Here is a 17,147-nt window from a genome sequence, read left to right as displayed (position 1 = left end):
CCCCTTTTCCTCTGGGCGCGCCCTTTTTGCTGCACCGCACATACAGTTTTGCTTGCACTGTAATAGGGCATTGAGGCACTATTCGCTTCGCGCAAACGTTTGCGCGCCGTAAAATTTCATAAAAGCATGGTGTAGACGTGCTTGACCAACAACTCTGGAGACGCTCATGACATCCCGTATTCGCCTGAAAATGATTGCCGCCGCTGTCCTGGTGTGTGCCTTGCCCGCCGTGCCGGCGATGGCGCAGACACCTGCCAAACCGAAGGTGGCGCTGGTGATGAAGTCGCTCGCCAATGAATTTTTCCTGACCATGGAAAATGGCGCCAAGGCGCATCAGAAGGCCAATGCCGCCAAGTACGACCTGCTGTCGAACGGCATCAAGGATGAGACGGATACGTCGAGCCAGATCAAGCTGGTCGAGCAAATGATCGTCTCGCGCGTCAACGCGCTGGTGATCGCCCCGGCCGACTCGAAAGCGCTGGTGCCGGTCCTGAAGAAAGCCATCGACGCGGGCATCATCGTCGTCAATATCGACAACAAGCTCGACGAAGGCGCCCTGAAAGAGAAGGGCATCAGCGTGCCGTTCGTCGGCCCGGACAACCGCAAGGGCGCCAAGGTGGTCGGCGACTTCCTGGCCAAGCAGATCAAGAAGGGCGACCCGGTCGGCATCATCGAAGGCGTGTCGACGACCTACAACGCGCAGCAGCGCACACTGGGTTTCCAGGACGCCATGAACGCGGCCGGCGCGAAAGTTGTCAGCGTGCAGTCGGGCCAGTGGGAAATCGCCCCGGCCAACACGGTGGCGGCCGCCATGCTGAACGCGAACCCGAACATCAAGGCTTTGCTGTGCGGTAACGACAACATGGCCATCGGCGCCGTGTCAGCCATCAAGGCGGCCGGCAAGACGGGCAAAGTCATCGTCGTCGGCTACGACAACATCAACGCCATCAAGCCGATGCTGGCCGATGGCCGCGTGCTGGCTACCGCCGACCAGTTCGGTTCGCAGCAAGCCGTGTTCGGCATCGAGACCGTGCTGAAAGCCCTGGCACAGAAGAAGAAACAGGCCGAGCTTGGTGGCGTCATCGAAACCAAGGTCGAACTGGTCGCCAAGGCCGCCAAGTCCTGATCGTTTGATCCCGCCGGGGCCGGCGCCTGCCTACTCATGCGAGCAGGCGGCGCCGGCCCCGCCGCCACTACCGCGGAGTTTTATCATGCCCATCGACATCCCCCCGGCGCCATCAGCCGCCATCCCTCTATTGACCCTGGACAACATCGGCAAGTCCTATGTCGGCCCCGTGCTGGGCGGCGTGGGCTTGCGCTTTGCCCCCGGCCAGGTGCTGGCGCTGACGGGCGAAAACGGTGCTGGTAAAAGCACCTTGTCGAAGATCATCTGCGGTCTGGAGCAAGCCACCACGGGCACGATGCTGCTCGACGGCAAGCCTTACCAGCCCGCCTCGCGCGGCGCCGCCGAGGCGCTGGGCATCCGCATGGTGATGCAGGAACTCAATTTGATTCCTACCCTGTCGATCGCGGAAAACCTGTACCTGAAAAACCTGCCGCAGCGTTTCGGCTTCATCGACCGCGGCCGTCTCGAACGCGACGCGCGCGAACAGATGGAAAAAGTGGGTTTGGGCGGCCTCGATCCGTGGACCCTCGTGGGCGAACTGGGCATCGGCCACCAGCAAATGATCGAAATCGCGCGCAATTTGATCGGCGCCTGCCGTTTGCTGGTGCTCGACGAGCCGACGGCCATGCTGACGCACCGCGAAGTGGAATTGCTGTTCCTGCAGATCGAACGTCTGAAGGCCGAAGGCGTGTGCATCATCTATATTTCCCACCGCCTGGAAGAACTCAAGCGCGTGGCCGACCGCATCGCCGTGCTGCGCGATGGGCAACTCGTGTGCGACGACGATATCGCGGGCCATTCCGCCTCCGATCTGGTCAGCCTGATGGTGGGCCGCTCGGCCGATGACGCCGTCGACCTGAGCGGGCGCACATTAGGGGCGCCGTTGCTGCGCGTGCGCGGCCTGGCGCGCGGCAAGGTCGTCAACCCGACCTCGTTCGACTTGCGCGCCGGTGAAATCCTCGGCATCGCCGGTCTGATCGGCTCGGGCCGCACGGAATTGCTGCGCCTGATCTTCGGCGCCGACCGTGCCGACGCCGGTGAGGTGTTCCTTGGCGACAGCGAAACACCGGCCGCCCTGGCCTCGCCGCAGGCAGCGGTGAAAGCGGGCATCGCCATGATCACGGAAGACCGCAAGGGACAAGGCTTGTTGTTGCGCCAGTCCATCGCCGTCAACACGACCCTGGCCTCGCTCGACACCGTCAGCGGCGCCGGTTGGCTCAACGATGCGTCCGAAGCGTCGGTGGCCGACGATTACATCGAGCGCCTCGGTATCCGCTCGCGCAACAGCGCGCAAACGGTGGCGGAACTGTCTGGCGGCAACCAGCAAAAGGTGGTGATCGCACGCTGGCTGTACCGCGACTGCCCCGTGATGCTGTTCGACGAGCCCACGCGCGGCATCGATATCGGCGCCAAGTTTGATATTTATCAGGTGCTGGCCGAACAGGCGCGCCAGGGCAAGGGCCTCGTCATCGTCTCGAGCGACTTGCGCGAGCTGATGCTGATCTGCGACCGCATCGCCGTCATGAGCGCGGGCAGCATCGTCGAGACCTTCGAGCGCGGCGCCTGGAGCCAGGACGCGCTGCTGTCGGCCGCCTTCTCCGGCTATTTGACCCCCACTTCCACTCCAGCTGCGGCCTGATCCGCCGGAAAGATTCCCATGACCACCAATTCCTCTCCTTCGTATCTGCAGCGCAGCCTGGCCGACCTGAAAAACTATGCGGGCCTGATCGGCGCCCTGGTCGCCATGTGCGTGCTGTTCTCGTTCGCCAGCGAAAACTTCTTCACCCTGGCCACCTTGAGCACCCTGTCGAACAATATCCCGACCCTCGTCGTGATGGCTGTCGGCATGACGTTCGTGCTGATCATCGGCGGCATCGATCTGTCGGTCGGTTCCGTGATGGCGCTGGCCGCTTCCGTGCTGTCCTTGGCCGTCGTGCACTGGGGCTGGCCCGTATGGAGCGCGGCCCTGCTGGGCATGTTCGTCGCCGCCCTGTGTGGCGCCACCACGGGCCTGATTTCCGTCGGCTGGCGCATTCCCTCGTTCATTGTTTCCCTGGGCGTGCTGGAAATGGCGCGCGGCATGGCGTATCAGGTGACGAACTCGCGCACGGAATACATCGGCAGCGCCGTTGACGGCATCAGCTCGCCGATCGCGTTCGGCCTGTCGCCCGCTTTCATCGCCTCGATTGCCATCGTTGTCATCGGTCACCTCGTGCTCACGCGCACGGTGCTGGGCCGCCACTGGATCGGCATCGGCACGAATGAAGAAGCCGTGCGTTTGTCCGGCATCAACACAAAACCGTCAAAAGTACTGGTGTTTGCCTTGATGGGCTTTCTCGCCGGCGTGGGCGCCTTGTTCCAGGTGTCGCGCCTGGAAGCGGCCGACCCGAACGGCGGCGTGGGCATGGAATTGCAAGTGATCGCCGCCGTCGTGATCGGCGGCACGAGCCTGATGGGCGGACGCGGTTCCGTCATCAGCACGTTTATCGGCGTGTTGATCATTTCCGTGCTGGAAGCGGGCCTGGCGCAAGTGGGCGTGTCCGAACCCTTGAAACGCATTGTCACGGGCCTGGTGATCGTTGCGGCCGTGGTGCTCGATACCTACCGCCGCCGCGGCGAGCGTTCATAATACTGGCCCATGGCAACCATCAAACAAGTGGCGCAGGCAGCGGGGGTGTCGTTTACCACCGTGTCGCACGTCCTCAACAATACCCGCCCCGTCAGCGACGAGGCGCGCCGCGCCGTGCTGGCGGCCGTGGAACAATTGCATTACGTGCCCAGCGCGCTGGCGCGTTCCTTGCGCAGCCGCAGTACGGGCACCATCGGCCTGATCATTCCGAACAATACGAATCCGTATTTTTCGGAGGTGGCGCGCGGCATCGAGGACAGCTGCTACGCGGCCGGCTACAGCGTGATTTTATGTAATTCCGACGACGACCCCGTCAAGCAGCGCGACTATTTAAATGTGCTGCTGACCAAGCGCTGCGACGGCCTGATTTTGTCCGCGCTGGCCGACAGCGATGGCGAATTGCTGCGCAAGATGAAGGTGCCGGCCGTGCTGCTCGACCGCGCGCCCAGCGACCTGTCCATCGATGCCGTGGCCGTCGATAACCGCGCCGGCGGTGCCTTGGCCGCGCGCCATCTGCTGGGTCTGGGGCGCCGGCGTTTCGCCTGCATCGCCGGTCCCCGCGAAGTGAGCATTTCCAACGAGCGCATCGACGGCGTGCGCAGCGCTATGGCGGACGCGGGCGTGGCCCTGGACGACGCGCTGTGCCGCCATGGCGATTTTACGAGCGCGGGCGGCTATGCGGCCGCGCTGGATCTGCTGGCGCTGCCGCCAGGCCAGCGCCCCGACGCCTTGTTCTGCTGCAATGACTTGATGGCCTTTGGCGCCCTGCGCGCCGCCGCCGAGCGGGGCATTGCCGTGCCGGGCGAACTGGCCGTCGTCGGCTTCGACGATATCGACCTGGCCAGCTTCGTCCATCCGGCCTTGACCAGCGTGGCGCAAAATACGCGCGAGCTGGGCCACATCACGGCCGCCTGCTTGCTGGCGCGCATCGCCGACCCCGCCTTGCCGCGCCAGCAGCGCAGCATCGCGCCGGCACTGCACGTGCGCGGCTCCAGTGCCGCCGCAGTGCCTTCTTCTGTACCTACTTCTTTACCTGCAACTGAACTGATGGGAATGACATCATGATCGTGGTTATCGGCAGCATCAATATGGACCTGGTCTTGCGCGTGCCGCGCATGCCCCTCCCCGGCGAAACCCTGACGGGCGGCGCGTTTAGAACCATTCCTGGCGGCAAGGGCGCCAACCAGGCCGTGGCCTGCGCGCGCCTGAGCGGCAAAGTGGCCGGTGCCCAGCAAGTGGCCATGGTCGCTTGCGTGGGCGACGATGCGTTTGGCGCGACCCTGCGTGCGGCGCTCGTCGGCGACGGCATCATCGACAGCCACATCACGACCTTGCCCGGTGTCGCGTCCGGCATCGCCTCGATCCTTGTCGACGACAACGGCCAGAACAGCATCGTGATCGCAGGCGGCGCCAACGATTTATTGAGCCCCGCGCACATCGACGCGGCGCAAGGGTTAATTGAGCAGGCCGACATCGTCGTGCTGCAGCTGGAAACCCCGATGGCCACCGTCGTGCACGCGATCAAATTGGCCCGTTCGCTGGGCAAGACCGTGGTGCTGAACCCGGCCCCGGCCGCCAGCTTGCCGGAAGGCGTGCTGGAACTGGTCGATTACCTGATTCCGAATGAAATCGAAGCGGCCATGCTGGCCGGCGTCAGCCCGGAAGGCGCGGATGTCAAGGCGCTGGCCGCCGCGCTGCAAAAGCTGGGTAGCGACAACGTCATCATTACCTTGGGTTCCAAGGGCGTGCACGCGGCCCTGTATGGCGGCGATTACACGTTCCCGGCCGAAGCCGTGAAAGCCGTCGACACGACGGCCGCGGGCGATACGTTTATCGGCGGTTTTGTGGCGGGCCTGGCGTCCGGCATGGACGAGGCGGAAGCGATTCAGCAAGGCCAGCGTGCGGCCGCCTGGAGCGTCACCAAACCCGGCGCGCAAACGTCGATCCCCCACTTGCACGAGCTGTTCTGAGACCATGAAAAAATCACCGCTGCTTAATATCGCACTGTCGCAACTGATCGCGTCGCTCGGGCATGGCGACATGCTCGTCATTGGCGACGCGGGCTTGCCGTCGCAGCCGGGCGTGCCCCTGATCGACCTGGCCCTGACGCGCGGCATCCCCGGCTTCATCGATACTGTCAACACCGTGCTGAGCGAAATGCAGGTGGAATACCATTTGCTCGCCAGCGAGTTGCCGCAGCATAATCCGGCCATGGCGGCGCAGGTGGCGGCCCTGGCCTTGCCCGATGCGCGCCAGGTGACGCACGACGAGTTCAAGCAATTGTCGAAGGGCGCGCGCGCCATCGTGCGCACGGGTGAGTGCAGTCCGTACGCCAACATCATTTTGGTGGCTGGCGTCGTGTTCTAACGCAAACAATGGCGCGATTGTTTGCTAAAAACATCAACGCTATTGTCCGCATTGAAATAATTATCCATCGGCAAAAGGGGCGGCTACAATAGCCTTACCCCTGCCAACGCGGCAGCTTCCTGTGGTGTCCCGCCATGCCGATGAAAGCCTCCGACGCTTTCCGCTGCTGTTTCATTCTGCTGCTGTGCCTGGCCACGCCCGTCCGGGCGCTGGAAGCCGTCTCCCTGCACCTCAATTTCACGCACCAGTTCCAGTTCGCCGGCTATTACGCGGCCATCGAGCAAGGCTATTACCGCGAGGCGGGGCTCGAGGTGACATTGGTCGAAGGCAGCGGCGTGCCGCCTGCCGAGGCGGCCGTGCTGTCGGGCCAGGCCGAATATGGCGTGGGCAACAGCACCTTGTTGCTCAGCCGCCTGGCGGGCAAGCCCGTGGTGGTGCTGGCCGTGGTGTTCCAGCATTCGCCCAGCGTGCTGCTGATGCGCCAGCAGGGCGGCGCGCCCGACGTGCGCAAGCTGGTGGGGGCGCCCGTGATGATCGGCGCGGCCGTCAATGTGGCGGCCGCCTCCGATGAAGTGTCGCTATTCCTGGGAAAAATGGGCGTCGCGCCGCAGCAGATGCGCCACTTGCCGCCCAGCTACCGGATCGAGGATTTGATCGATGGCAAGGTCGATGCGATTGCCGCGTACTCCACCAACGAACCGGACTACCTGGACCGGGCGGGATTTTCCTATTACCAGTTTACGCCGCGTACGGCCGGCATCGATTTCTACGGCGACAACCTGTTTACCAGCGAGCAGGAACTGCGCCGCCATCCCGAGCGTGTCAAAGCGTTCCGCGCGGCCAGCCTGCGCGGCTGGCAATACGCGATGGCGCACCGCGAGGAAATGGCGCAACTGATCCACGTCAAATACAGCCAGCGCCACGACCGCGCGCACCTGCTGTACGAGGCGCAGCAGATGGAATTGCTGCTGCAGCCCGTGCTGGTGGAGCTCGGCTACATGAATCCCCAGCGCTGGCAGCATATTGCCGACACGTACGCGGCCATGGGCGTGCTGCCACCCAAGGCCACGGACAGCCGCGCCTACAAGGGTTTCCTGTACCGCCCCGTGCCAGGCGCCGACCTGGGCTGGCTGTATTTGTCGCTGGGCCTGGCGGGCAGTTTGCTGGCCGTGTCGGCCGGCTTCCACTTCAACAACCTGGCGCGCGAGCGCCGCCGCACGGAGGAAACCATCCGCCAGGGGGAGTTGCGCTTTCGCACCATGTTCGAGGAAGCGCCCATGGGCATCGCCCTGATCGATACCGTGAGCGGACAGTTTCTCGATATCAATCCGCGCTATCTGGCCATCGCCGGACGCACCCTGGAGCACATGAAGCAAACGAGCTGGATGGAGATCAGCCATCCCGACGATGTGGCTGGTGAGCAGGCGCACGTGGCGCAGTTGCTGGCGCGGCGCCTGCAGGGCTTTCGCCACGCCAAGCGCATCGTGCGTCCCGATGGCGGCGTCGTGTGGGTCGATGCTTCGGTGACGGCCATCGCCACGGCGCGCCATGGCGGACCGCACCATTTGTGCATGCTGGAAGACGTGACGGACAAGCGGCAAACGGAAGCGCTGATCTGGCAGCAAGCCAATTTCGATACCTTGACGCAATTGCCGAACCGCCGCATGTTCCACGAGCGTTTGCGCCAGGCGCTGGCGCAGGGACGGCGCGATGCGAACCGCGTGGCCATCCTGTTCATCGACCTCGACCATTTCAAGGAAGTCAACGATACCCTGGGCCACCACCAGGGCGATATCTTGCTGATCGAAGCGGCGCGGCGCATCCGCGTGGGCGTGCGCGAGACGGACACGGTGGCGCGCCTGGGCGGCGATGAATTCACGGTGATCCTGTCCGACATCGACGACCTGCAGCAAGTCGACCGCATCGCGCGGCAGATACTCGACGGTTTGCTGGCACCGTTCCTGCTGGGACAGGAGCAGGCCTTCGTTTCGGCCTCGATCGGCATCACCCTGTATCCCGATGACGCGGGCACGATCGAGGATTTGCTCAAGCAGGCGGACCAGGCCATGTATGTGTCGAAAGGCGCGGGGCGCAACCGCTACAGCTACTTTACGCCCGCCATGCAGGTGGCGGCCGTCAACCGCATGCGCATGGGAGCGGACTTGCGCACAGCCCTGCGCGAACAGCAGATGCAGCTGTATTACCAGCCCATCGTCGAACTGCATAGCGGCAATATTGCCAAGGCGGAAGCCTTGCTGCGCTGGCATCATCCGCAGCGGGGCATCGTGTATCCACCCGATTTCCTCGCGCTGGCCGAAAGCAGCGGCCTGATCGTGGAGATCGGCGACTGGGTGCTGCGCACGGCGGCCACGCAACTGCTGCACTGGCGCGCGCAGGGCCAGGCCATCGGTTTGCCGGGGCTGCAGCTGTGCCTGAACCAGTCGCCGCTGGAATTGCAGCGCGAAATGGAGGCGCCCGGCACCTGGCTGCGCCAGCTGATGGCGCTCGATGTGCCGGCCTCGGCCATTGTGCTCGACATGCGCGAAGATGTACTCTTACCCAACGGCAATAGCATGGCGCCACGCCTGCAGCACTTGCGCGAAGCGGGCCTGCAGATCGCCCTCGATGATTTTGGCAGCGGCCATGCCTCGCTGACGCAGCTGCAGCAATGCGGTATCGACTACCTGAAGCTCGACGGCGTGCTGGTGCGCAAGCTGGCGGCCGGCGCCAGCGAACTGGTGCTGTGCGAAGCCATCGTCACCATGGCCCACAAGCTGGGCTTGCAGGTCATCGCCGAAGGGGTGGAGACCGAAGAGCAGCGCGCCCGGCTGCTGGAGATCGGCTGCGATTTCGCGCAAGGCGAGCTGTTTGCGCCGCCGCTGGCCATCGAAGCGTTCGACGCGCTGCTGCACGCCCGGCGGCCCTTGCGCCCTTGAAACAGGCCCAGCCTGCCACCAGATTTCATCTAGGCCTGCGGGACGGGGCTCCCGGCTTGAACGGGCTTATACTCGATGGGCTGGCGCCTGCGCCCGGCTTTGCTGTCACCGGTACCTACACCGGGTGCGCAGGCAAACTTCTTCCATTCACTCAACTCGAGGTGACCTCATGGGCATTTTCAGCAATATCTACAACAAGATCTTCCACCATTCGTCCGACGCCGCACCGGCTGCCACGCCGGCCGCCGCCACGACAGCACCTGCTGCAGCACCGGCCGCTCCTGCTGCCGCTCCGGCCGCTGCGGCGCCCGTGGTGGACGTGGAAGTGGTGCTGGTCGACCTGGCCAGCAAGAACGCGGAAAAACTCAATTGGCGCACGTCCATCGTCGACCTGATGAAACTGCTTCAACTCGACAGCAGCCTGGCCGCGCGCAAGGAACTGGCGCAAGAGCTGCACTTCACGGGCGACACCAACGATTCGGCCAGCATGAATATCTGGCTGCACCGCCAGGTGATGATCAAGCTGGCGGAAAACGGCGGCAAGGTACCGGAAGAACTGAAGAACTAAACACCTGGCGGCGGCAGGGGTATCCACTGTCACCGCTATCCAATCCTGTGGGAACTGCCTATCATGGAGTTCCCATAGTGTCATGATAGCTAAAACCAATTGAAACTATTGTGACAATCAATTTTGCATATGGGTTAAAACCCCTTACACTAGAGTCTTACTGATTCACCACACGAGAGGAAATGAAATGTCGCTGATCAATACCCAAGTTAAACCATTCAAGGCAACCGCATACCACAATGGCAAATTCGTCGACCTGACGGAAGCGTCGCTGAAAGGCAAATGGTCGGTATTCGTCTTCTACCCAGCCGACTTCACCTTCGTTTGCCCAACCGAACTGGAAGATCTGGCCGATCACCACGCTGAATTCCAGAAACTGGGCGTCGATGTCTACGGCATCTCGACCGATTCGCACTTCGCGCACAAAGCATGGCACGACACCTCGGACGCGATCAAGAAAGTGCAATACGCACTGATCGGCGACCCAACCGGTACCCTGTCGCGCAATTTCGAAGTCATGATCGAAGAAGAAGGCATGGCGCTGCGCGGTACCTTCGTCATCAATCCAGACGGCTTCATCAAAGTGCTGGAAGTGCATGACAACGGCATCGGCCGTGACGCATCGGAACTGTTGCGCAAAGTTAAGGCAGCTCAATACGTTGCCGCTCACCCAGGCGAAGTTTGCCCAGCCAAATGGACGGAAGGCGCAGCAACCCTGACCCCATCGCTGGACCTGGTTGGCAAGATCTAAGTCTCGATGCAACACGTAGCAAACAAGTAGTTACCGCGATGCCGGACCGGGCGTCCGGCCCGGCATTCGCCTAAATATTTGTAAAGGAAGAAAAAATCATGTTAGACGCAACCCTCAAAACCCAACTGAAATCCTACCTGGAAAAAGTGGTGTATCCGCTTGAGCTGGTCGCTTCTCTCGATGACAGCGCAAAAGCCCGCGAGATGAAGGAATTGCTCCAGGAGATAGTCCTGTTGAGCGACAAGATCACGCTGGTCGAGCGCCTTGACGCTGGCGTACGCGCCCCGTCGTTCAGCATCAACCGTGCAGGCTCCGACATCGGCGTGCGTTTCGCCGGTGTGCCGCTGGGCCACGAATTTACCTCCTTGGTGCTGGCGCTGCTGCAAGTGGGCGGCCACACCATCAAGTTCGACGAGGCCGTGATCGAGCAGATCCGCAACCTCGACGGCGACTACGAATTTGAAACGTTTATTTCGCTCTCCTGCCATAACTGCCCGGAAGTGGTGCAGGCCTTGAATGCCATGGCGGTGATCAACCCGCGCATCAAGGTCACCACCATCGATGGCGGCGTGTTCCCGAAAGAAGTGGAAGAGCGCCAGATCATGGCCGTACCGATGATGTTCCTCAATGGTCAGCATTTTGGCCAGGGCCGCACGAATGTCGAGGAAATCCTCGCCAAGCTCGACACCAACGCCGGCGCACGCCAGGCGGCAGCGTTGTCGAAAAAAGACGTGTTTGATGTGCTGATCGTCGGCGGCGGCCCTGCCGGCGCGGCAGCGGCCATCTATGCGGCCCGCAAAGGCATCAAGACGGGCGTGCTGGCCGAGCGTTTCGGCGGCCAGGTGCTCGACACCCTCGCCATCGAAAACTTTATTTCGGTCAAGGAAACCGATGGTCCGAAGTTCGCCATGGCGCTGGAACAGCACGTCAAGGAATACGAAGTCGACATCATGAACACCCAGCGCGCCGCGAAACTGACGCCGGGCAAATTGGTGCAGATCGAGACGGCCAATGGCGCCGTGTTGAAAGCCAAGACCGTCATCCTGGCCACCGGTGCCCGCTGGCGCGAAATCAACGTGCCGGGCGAGAAGGAATACCGCAACCACGGTGTCGCCTACTGCCCGCACTGCGATGGCCCGCTGTTCAAGGGCAAGCGCGTGGCCGTGATCGGCGGCGGCAACTCGGGCGTGGAAGCGGCGATCGACCTGGCCGGTCTCGTGAAACACGTGACCCTGATCGAGTTCGGCGCGGAATTGCGTGCCGATGCGGTGCTGCAACGCAAGCTGCACAGCCTGCCTAACGTGACCGTGATTACGTCGGCGCAAACGACCGAGATCCACGGCGACGGCAAGATCGTCAATGGCCTGAGCTACACGGACCGGGTTAGCGGCGAGTCGAAAAAGGTCGAGCTGGAAGGCGTCTTCGTGCAAATCGGCCTGGTGCCGAACACGGAGTGGCTCAAAGGCACGGTGGCACTGTCGCGCCACGGTGAAATCGAAGTCGACGCCCGCGGCCAGACCTCGATCCCCGGCGTGTTCGCGGCCGGCGACGTCACCACGGTGCCGTACAAGCAGATCATCATTGCCACCGGCGAAGGCGCCAAGGCAGCTTTGTCCGCCTTTGACCACCTGATCCGCTCGGACGACGAGGAAGTAGTGGAAGAGTCCGCGTCGAAAGAAGCATTGACTGCGTAAATCTTTACGCTGCAAAAAAACCGGAACGGCCGCGAGGTGGTTCCGGTTTTTTTGTGCGTAGAAGAAACTTAGCTGCCCGCGTACAGGGGATTGGCGGCCACATACACTTGCACGCCGTCGACGGGCATGTCCTTCGGCGCGATCTCTGCCAGGGCGAAGACGGTCTTGTTGTTGAAGGTTTGCACGTGCCACGTAAAACGCTGGCCGGCGCGCGCGATGGTGACGGTTTCGCCGCGCGTGACGTTGATGTGGCGGGTATCGGGTTGCAGCTCGATGCTGCGCTGGGCGGCCGCGTGCGGGGCGCTGCTGCCATAGTCGGCGGCCGTGCCCGTGGGGCCGGCCGCGATGGCCGAGGCGGCAAGGACGGCGCACAAAATCGCCAGGGCGCTGCGGTGGGTGTTCAACATAATTTCTCCAAGAATAAGCCAGGCGCAGCGAGTAGCCGCGCCATATTGTCGTTGTGGCTGCACCGGGATCGCCGGTTTTTGCAACACGGCATCCTAAGCGTTTCTTGTCGGATCTGCAAAGTCCTATTTCACAATTGCACCGTCGCCTCCAAGGGCACGAGCAAGGCCAGGGCCTGATCGCTGCCCGGATACAGGGCCAGGCTGGGGCAAATTGCAGCAAAGCATGATGGGCCAGAGGACGAGGTAGGGAGAAAACTGCGGGGGTAGGGGCGGAGCCGGGGTAGCGCTGATTCTAGAGCATTTGCGGTCCCACAATGGGAAAAGCCCTTCGGTTCAGAGAACCAAAGGGCTTTTCTTTTATTGGCGGAGCGGACGGGACTCGAACCCGCGACCCCCGACGTGACAGGCCGGTATTCTAACCAACTGAACTACCACTCCAAGCTCGTATGATCTGTGTTGCTGATCCATGAAGCACTGGATAATTTTCTGTATTGGTGGTGGGTGCTGAGAGGCTCGAACTCCCGACCTACGCCTTGTAAGGGCGCCGCTCTACCAACTGAGCTAAGCACCCGCATACCCAGAAAACTATCCCGACGTTTGTCACCACGTCTGGAAGAGGCACTATTATAGGGGGCGCATTCGTGCTTGTGCAACTATTCTTGAGGGTGAACAGCAGTTTTTTTGCTGAAAAGCGCAAAAATAGTCAGGGACGGGGGGAGTGACGTGTTTTCTGCTTCTGAAATGGGAAAAGCCCTTCGGTTCAGAGAACCAAAGGGCTTTTCTTTTATTGGCGGAGCGGACGGGACTCGAACCCGCGACCCCCGACGTGACAGGCCGGTATTCTAACCAACTGAACTACCACTCCAAGCTCGTATGATCTGTATTGCTGATCCATGAAGCACTGGACAGTTTTCTGATTTGGTGGGTGCTGAGAGGCTCGAACTCCCGACCTACGCCTTGTAAGGGCGCCGCTCTACCAACTGAGCTAAGCACCCGTTGCTTGTCTCAGAAAACCATCCCGACGTTTGTCACCACGTCTGGAAGAGGCGCTATTATAGGACGGACAAAATCCTTCTGCAAGCGCTTTTTTCACTTTACTCCGTAATACCCCACTGCGACAGCATCCACGCCATATTGAATGCGTTTTCGGCAATGGCGTTATAGCGGCCCGAAGCGCCGCCATGGCCGGCGCCCATATTCGTTTTCAGCAGCAGGGGATTGCCGTCCGTCTTGTACGCGCGCAGCTTGGCCACATACTTTGCCGGTTCCCAGTACATGACCTGGCTGTCGTTCAGGCCCGTCGTCACCAGCATGGCCGGGTAATTCTTGCGCGCAATGTTGTCGTAGGGCGAGTAGCTGAGCATGTAGTCGTAGGCCGTCTTCTGGTTCGGGTCGCCCCATTCCAGGTACTCGCCCGTCGTCAGCGGCAGGCTGGCGTCCATCATGGTGTTCATCACGTCGACGAAGGGCACGGCCGCGTGCACGGCGTGGAACAGCTCGGGACGCATGTTGACGACGGCGCCCATCAGCAAGCCGCCGGCGCTGCCGCCCTGGATGATCAGGCGGTTCGGGCTCGTCCATTTTTCACGCACCAGGTAGTCGGCGCTGTCGATGAAGTCATTGAAGGTGTTCTTCTTCTTCATCAGCATGCCGTCTTCATGCCACGCTTCGCCCATGTCCGTGCCGCCGCGGATATGCGCTTGCGCATAGATGACGCCACGGTCCAGCAGGCTGATGCGGCTGATGGCAAAAGTGGCTTCCGTCGAGATGCCATACGAACCATACGAATACAGCAGCAGCGGCGCGGAACCGTCGAGCTTGACGCCTTTCTTGTAGACGACCCACAACGGCACCTGCACGCCATCGCGCGCCTTCACCCACAAGCGCTGCGTCGTGTAGCGGCTGCCATCAAAGCCGCCGACGATTTCCTGCTGCTTGAGCACCGTGCGCTTGCCGTCTTGCATGCTCATGTCGATGACGGTGGGCGGCGTGACGGGCGACTGGTAGGACATGCGAAATTGCGTGGCGGAAAACTCCGGCGTACCGGCCGCCGTGGCCAGGTAGACGGGGTCGTCGAACTGCACCGTTTTCCAGTTCTTCCGCGCGAAATCATGGATGCGGGCGCGGTTCAGGGCGCGGGCTTTTTCCATCACCACCAGATAGCCCTGGAAGACGTCGATGGACTGGATCACGGCATCCTTGTTGTGCGGCACGACGCTCTTCCAGTTCTTCGGCTGCGGGGCGGTCACTGGCGCGCTGACGACGCGGAAATTCTTCGCCTCTTTGTTGGTCAGAATAAACAGCTGGCCGTCGCGGTGCTCGATGCCGTAGCGGTGGCCTTTTTCACGTTTCAGCACGCTCTGGAAACTGCCTTCGGGCTTGCTCGTTGGCAGCAGCAGCACTTCGCTCGTATCCGTGCTGCGCGCAGTGAGCACGAAGTAGCGATGGTCGCGGGTGCGGCTCACGCCGATGGCGAACTGTTCCACTGGCTCGTGGTAGACCTGCTGCAAGGTGCCGCCCAGGGGCAGGCGGAACAAGCGGTCCGCGCGCTTGGTGGTGGCGTCTTCCTGCGTCAGCATCAGGGTGGCGTTGTCCGCCGCCCACGCCAGCGAGGTCACGCGCGGCATGGTGTCGCCCAGCAGCTTGCCCGTCTTCAAATCCTTGACATGCAGTTCGTACTGGCGGAAACCCGTCGTGTCGGTGGTGTAGGCCAGCAACTGTTCATTCGGGCTGATGGCAAACGCACGTACGGCAAAGAATTTGTGGCCTTCGGCCAATTGATTCTGGTCCAGCAGAATTTCTTCAAGCGCCTGCACATCGTAGGCGCCGTTCTTGCCGACAGGACGGCGGCAGTGAATCGGGTATTGCTTGCCTGCTTCCGTGCGCGTGTAATAGTAGAAATTGCCTTGGCGCGCAGGCACGGACAGGTCCACTTCCTGCATGCGTCCCTTGACTTCCGCAGTCACCTTGTCGGCCAGCGGCTGGATCGGGGCCGTGACGGCGGCCGTGTAGGCGTTTTCCGCATTCAGGTAATCGATCACGGCAGGATCGGTCTTCTTTTGCAGCCAGCGGTAGTCGTCCGTGACGACCGTGCCGTGGCGCGTTTCCTGCCAGGCCGTCTTGGCGGCAACGGGCGCCGACATGGTGGCGACGGTAGCGGTGGCGGCGTCGGCGGCCAGCGCGGATGGCGCCAGCGAGGACAGCAGCAGGGCCGGCAGGATGGATAACCAGGCGGACCGGCGGCGCGCAGCGTGATGGGCGATAGACAAGGCGACTCCTTTGAATAGTTGTGTCAGGATTGTAATCTTGCTATTGAGAAAAGCAACCGCCTTGCGCGTGCGTTTCAACTTGCATCCATGGGCATTTCCAGCGATACTGTATATAACTACAGTATCCCGCCGCGAGGTGTCCTTGACCACATCTGCCTCCCCCTTTCCCGAGCCACCCGCAGCCCGCCGCTGGATAGCGCATCTGGACATGGACGCCTTCTTTGCCTCCGTGGAACTGTTGAAATATCCGGAATTGCGCGGCGAAGCCGTCGTCATCGGCGGTGGGCGTCTGCAGCAGCCCGTGCTGCAGGAAGACGGCACGCGGCAATTTGCGCGCATGCGCGACTACGTGGGGCGCGGCGTCGTCACCACGTCGACGTATGCGGCGCGCGTGTTCGGCGTGTTTTCCGCCATGGGCATCATGAAGGCGGCCAAGCTGGCGCCCGACAGCATCCTGCTGCCGGCCGATTTCGAGGCCTACCGCGACTATTCAGCGCGCTTCAAGCAGGCCGTGGCCCAGTTGTGCCCCATCATCCAGAACGTGGGCATCGATGAAATCTATGTTGATCTCACCGAATACGGCGAGCAGGCGCCGGCCATGGCGGCGCGCCTGAAGGCGGCCGTGTTCGAAGCCACGGGCCTGTCGTGCTCGATCGGCCTGGCACCCAACAAATTGCTGGCGAAAATCTGTTCCGACCTGGAAAAACCGGACGGCCTGACCATCCTGAACCCGGAGGATATTGAAACGCGCGTGTGGCCCTTGCCGGCGAAAAAGATCAACGGCATCGGTCCGAAAGCCACGGCCAAGCTGGAAGCGCTGGGCATTGTCACCATTGGCGAGCTGGCCCGGGCCGACATGGCCATGCTGCGCACGCAGTTCGGCGACCTGTACACGGGCTGGCTGCGCCAGGCGGCGCTGGGCATCGATGACCGGCCCGTGCAGACGAGCCGGGAAACCAAGTCCGTCAGCCGCGAAACGACGTTCGAGCGCGACTTGCAGGTGGTGCGCGACCGCGCCACCCTGTCGGAAAAACTGGAAAGCCTGTGTACGCGCGTGGCGGGCGACTTGGATAAACAGTCGCTGGCGGGGCGCACGGTGGGCATCAAGCTGCGCTTCGAGGATTTCAGCACCGTCACGCGCGACATCACCCTGCCCAGCGCCACGGCGGACGCCGCCGCCATCCTGCGCGCCAGCCGCGATTGCTTGCGGCGCGTGCCATTTGACAAGAAAATCCGCCTGCTGGGCGTGCGCATCTCGACCTTGTCGGACCCGGCCATCGTGACGCGGCAGGCACCGGCCCAGGCGGAGCTGTTTCCCGCCCTGTAGCGGCATTCCCCACGCAGCAACAACACCGCGCCAGTCCGCGCTTTTGACGGCATTCCCGTGTCGAAAGTGTAGA

Annotated in this window: 13 protein-coding genes and 4 tRNA genes; 11 read left to right on the top strand and 6 right to left on the bottom strand. The window is 62.2% G+C overall.

The features are described from left to right. Positions 1-166: 166 nt before the first annotated feature. The 10 genes from KO538_RS19165 (at position 167) to ahpF (ending at position 12,071) form a co-directional block, all read left to right on the top strand. Positions 167-1,126: a sugar ABC transporter substrate-binding protein gene (locus KO538_RS19165; RefSeq protein ID WP_034753892.1), complete on the top strand. Its 960-nt coding sequence runs from the start codon at positions 167-169 to the stop codon at positions 1,124-1,126. Positions 1,127-1,211: 85 nt separating this feature from the next. After that, the gene (locus KO538_RS19160) at positions 1,212-2,765 is read left to right on the top strand and encodes a sugar ABC transporter ATP-binding protein (protein WP_219329329.1); all 1,554 of its coding nucleotides are present in this window, start codon (positions 1,212-1,214) and stop codon (positions 2,763-2,765) included. Positions 2,766-2,783: 18 nt separating this feature from the next. Further along, on the top strand, positions 2,784-3,755 hold the full coding sequence (locus tag KO538_RS19155; protein ID WP_219329328.1) for an ABC transporter permease: 972 nt from the start codon (positions 2,784-2,786) through the stop codon (positions 3,753-3,755). Positions 3,756-3,764: 9 nt separating this feature from the next. Next, complete coding sequence (locus KO538_RS19150) at positions 3,765-4,820, top strand: LacI family DNA-binding transcriptional regulator (RefSeq protein WP_219329327.1); 1,056 nt, start codon at positions 3,765-3,767, stop codon at positions 4,818-4,820. Continuing rightward, on the top strand, positions 4,817-5,725 hold the full coding sequence (gene rbsK / locus KO538_RS19145; protein WP_046683218.1) for a ribokinase: 909 nt from the start codon (positions 4,817-4,819) through the stop codon (positions 5,723-5,725). Before KO538_RS19150 ends, rbsK begins: the two co-directional genes overlap by 4 nt. Before the next feature lie 4 nt (positions 5,726-5,729). After that, positions 5,730-6,122, top strand: a complete 393-nt coding sequence (rbsD, locus tag KO538_RS19140; protein WP_034753900.1) for a D-ribose pyranase — start codon at positions 5,730-5,732, stop codon at positions 6,120-6,122. 134 nt (positions 6,123-6,256) lie between these two features. Next, a complete protein-coding gene (locus KO538_RS19135) occupies positions 6,257-9,058 on the top strand; it encodes an EAL domain-containing protein (protein WP_257620449.1) in 2,802 nt (933 codons plus the stop codon). A gap of 169 nt (positions 9,059-9,227) precedes the next feature. Next, positions 9,228-9,626: a DUF3597 domain-containing protein gene (locus KO538_RS19130; RefSeq protein ID WP_034753903.1), complete on the top strand. Its 399-nt coding sequence runs from the start codon at positions 9,228-9,230 to the stop codon at positions 9,624-9,626. 187 nt (positions 9,627-9,813) lie between these two features. After that, positions 9,814-10,377 carry an alkyl hydroperoxide reductase subunit C gene (ahpC, locus tag KO538_RS19125; protein WP_034753905.1) on the top strand — a complete coding sequence of 188 codons (564 nt, stop codon included), beginning with the start codon at positions 9,814-9,816 and terminating at the stop codon, positions 10,375-10,377. Between the two features lie 98 nt (positions 10,378-10,475). Next, positions 10,476-12,071, top strand: a complete 1,596-nt coding sequence (ahpF, locus tag KO538_RS19120; RefSeq protein WP_139092006.1) for an alkyl hydroperoxide reductase subunit F — start codon at positions 10,476-10,478, stop codon at positions 12,069-12,071. A gap of 68 nt (positions 12,072-12,139) precedes the next feature. On the opposite strand, the gene KO538_RS19115 is transcribed toward ahpF, so the two are convergent. The 6 genes from KO538_RS19115 to KO538_RS19090 form a co-directional block, all read right to left on the bottom strand. Continuing rightward, positions 12,140-12,478: a CzcE family metal-binding protein gene (locus tag KO538_RS19115; protein WP_219329326.1), complete on the bottom strand. Its 339-nt coding sequence runs from the start codon at positions 12,476-12,478 to the stop codon at positions 12,140-12,142. A 361-nt stretch (positions 12,479-12,839) separates the two neighbouring features. Further along, positions 12,840-12,916: transfer RNA gene (locus tag KO538_RS19110), tRNA-Asp, on the bottom strand. 57 nt (positions 12,917-12,973) lie between these two features. Continuing rightward, a tRNA-Val gene (locus tag KO538_RS19105) sits at positions 12,974-13,049 on the bottom strand. Between the two features lie 217 nt (positions 13,050-13,266). Beyond that, positions 13,267-13,343: transfer RNA gene (locus KO538_RS19100), tRNA-Asp, on the bottom strand. Positions 13,344-13,397: 54 nt separating this feature from the next. Continuing rightward, a tRNA-Val gene (locus tag KO538_RS19095) sits at positions 13,398-13,473 on the bottom strand. Between the two features lie 99 nt (positions 13,474-13,572). Continuing rightward, positions 13,573-15,747 carry a S9 family peptidase gene (locus KO538_RS19090; RefSeq protein ID WP_219329325.1) on the bottom strand — a complete coding sequence of 725 codons (2,175 nt, stop codon included), beginning with the start codon at positions 15,745-15,747 and terminating at the stop codon, positions 13,573-13,575. Positions 15,748-15,940: 193 nt separating this feature from the next. Between KO538_RS19090 and dinB the strand changes: the two genes are divergently transcribed. Further along, positions 15,941-17,074: a DNA polymerase IV gene (gene dinB, locus KO538_RS19085; protein ID WP_374106864.1), complete on the top strand. Its 1,134-nt coding sequence runs from the start codon at positions 15,941-15,943 to the stop codon at positions 17,072-17,074. Positions 17,075-17,147: the final 73 nt, after the last annotated feature.

Origin of the sequence: Janthinobacterium sp. NKUCC08_JDC (genome assembly GCF_019345575.1) — a bacterium.
Taxonomy (GTDB): Bacteria; Pseudomonadota; Gammaproteobacteria; order Burkholderiales; family Burkholderiaceae_D; genus Janthinobacterium; species Janthinobacterium aestuarii.
This window is presented reverse-complemented; position numbering and strand designations above follow the sequence as displayed.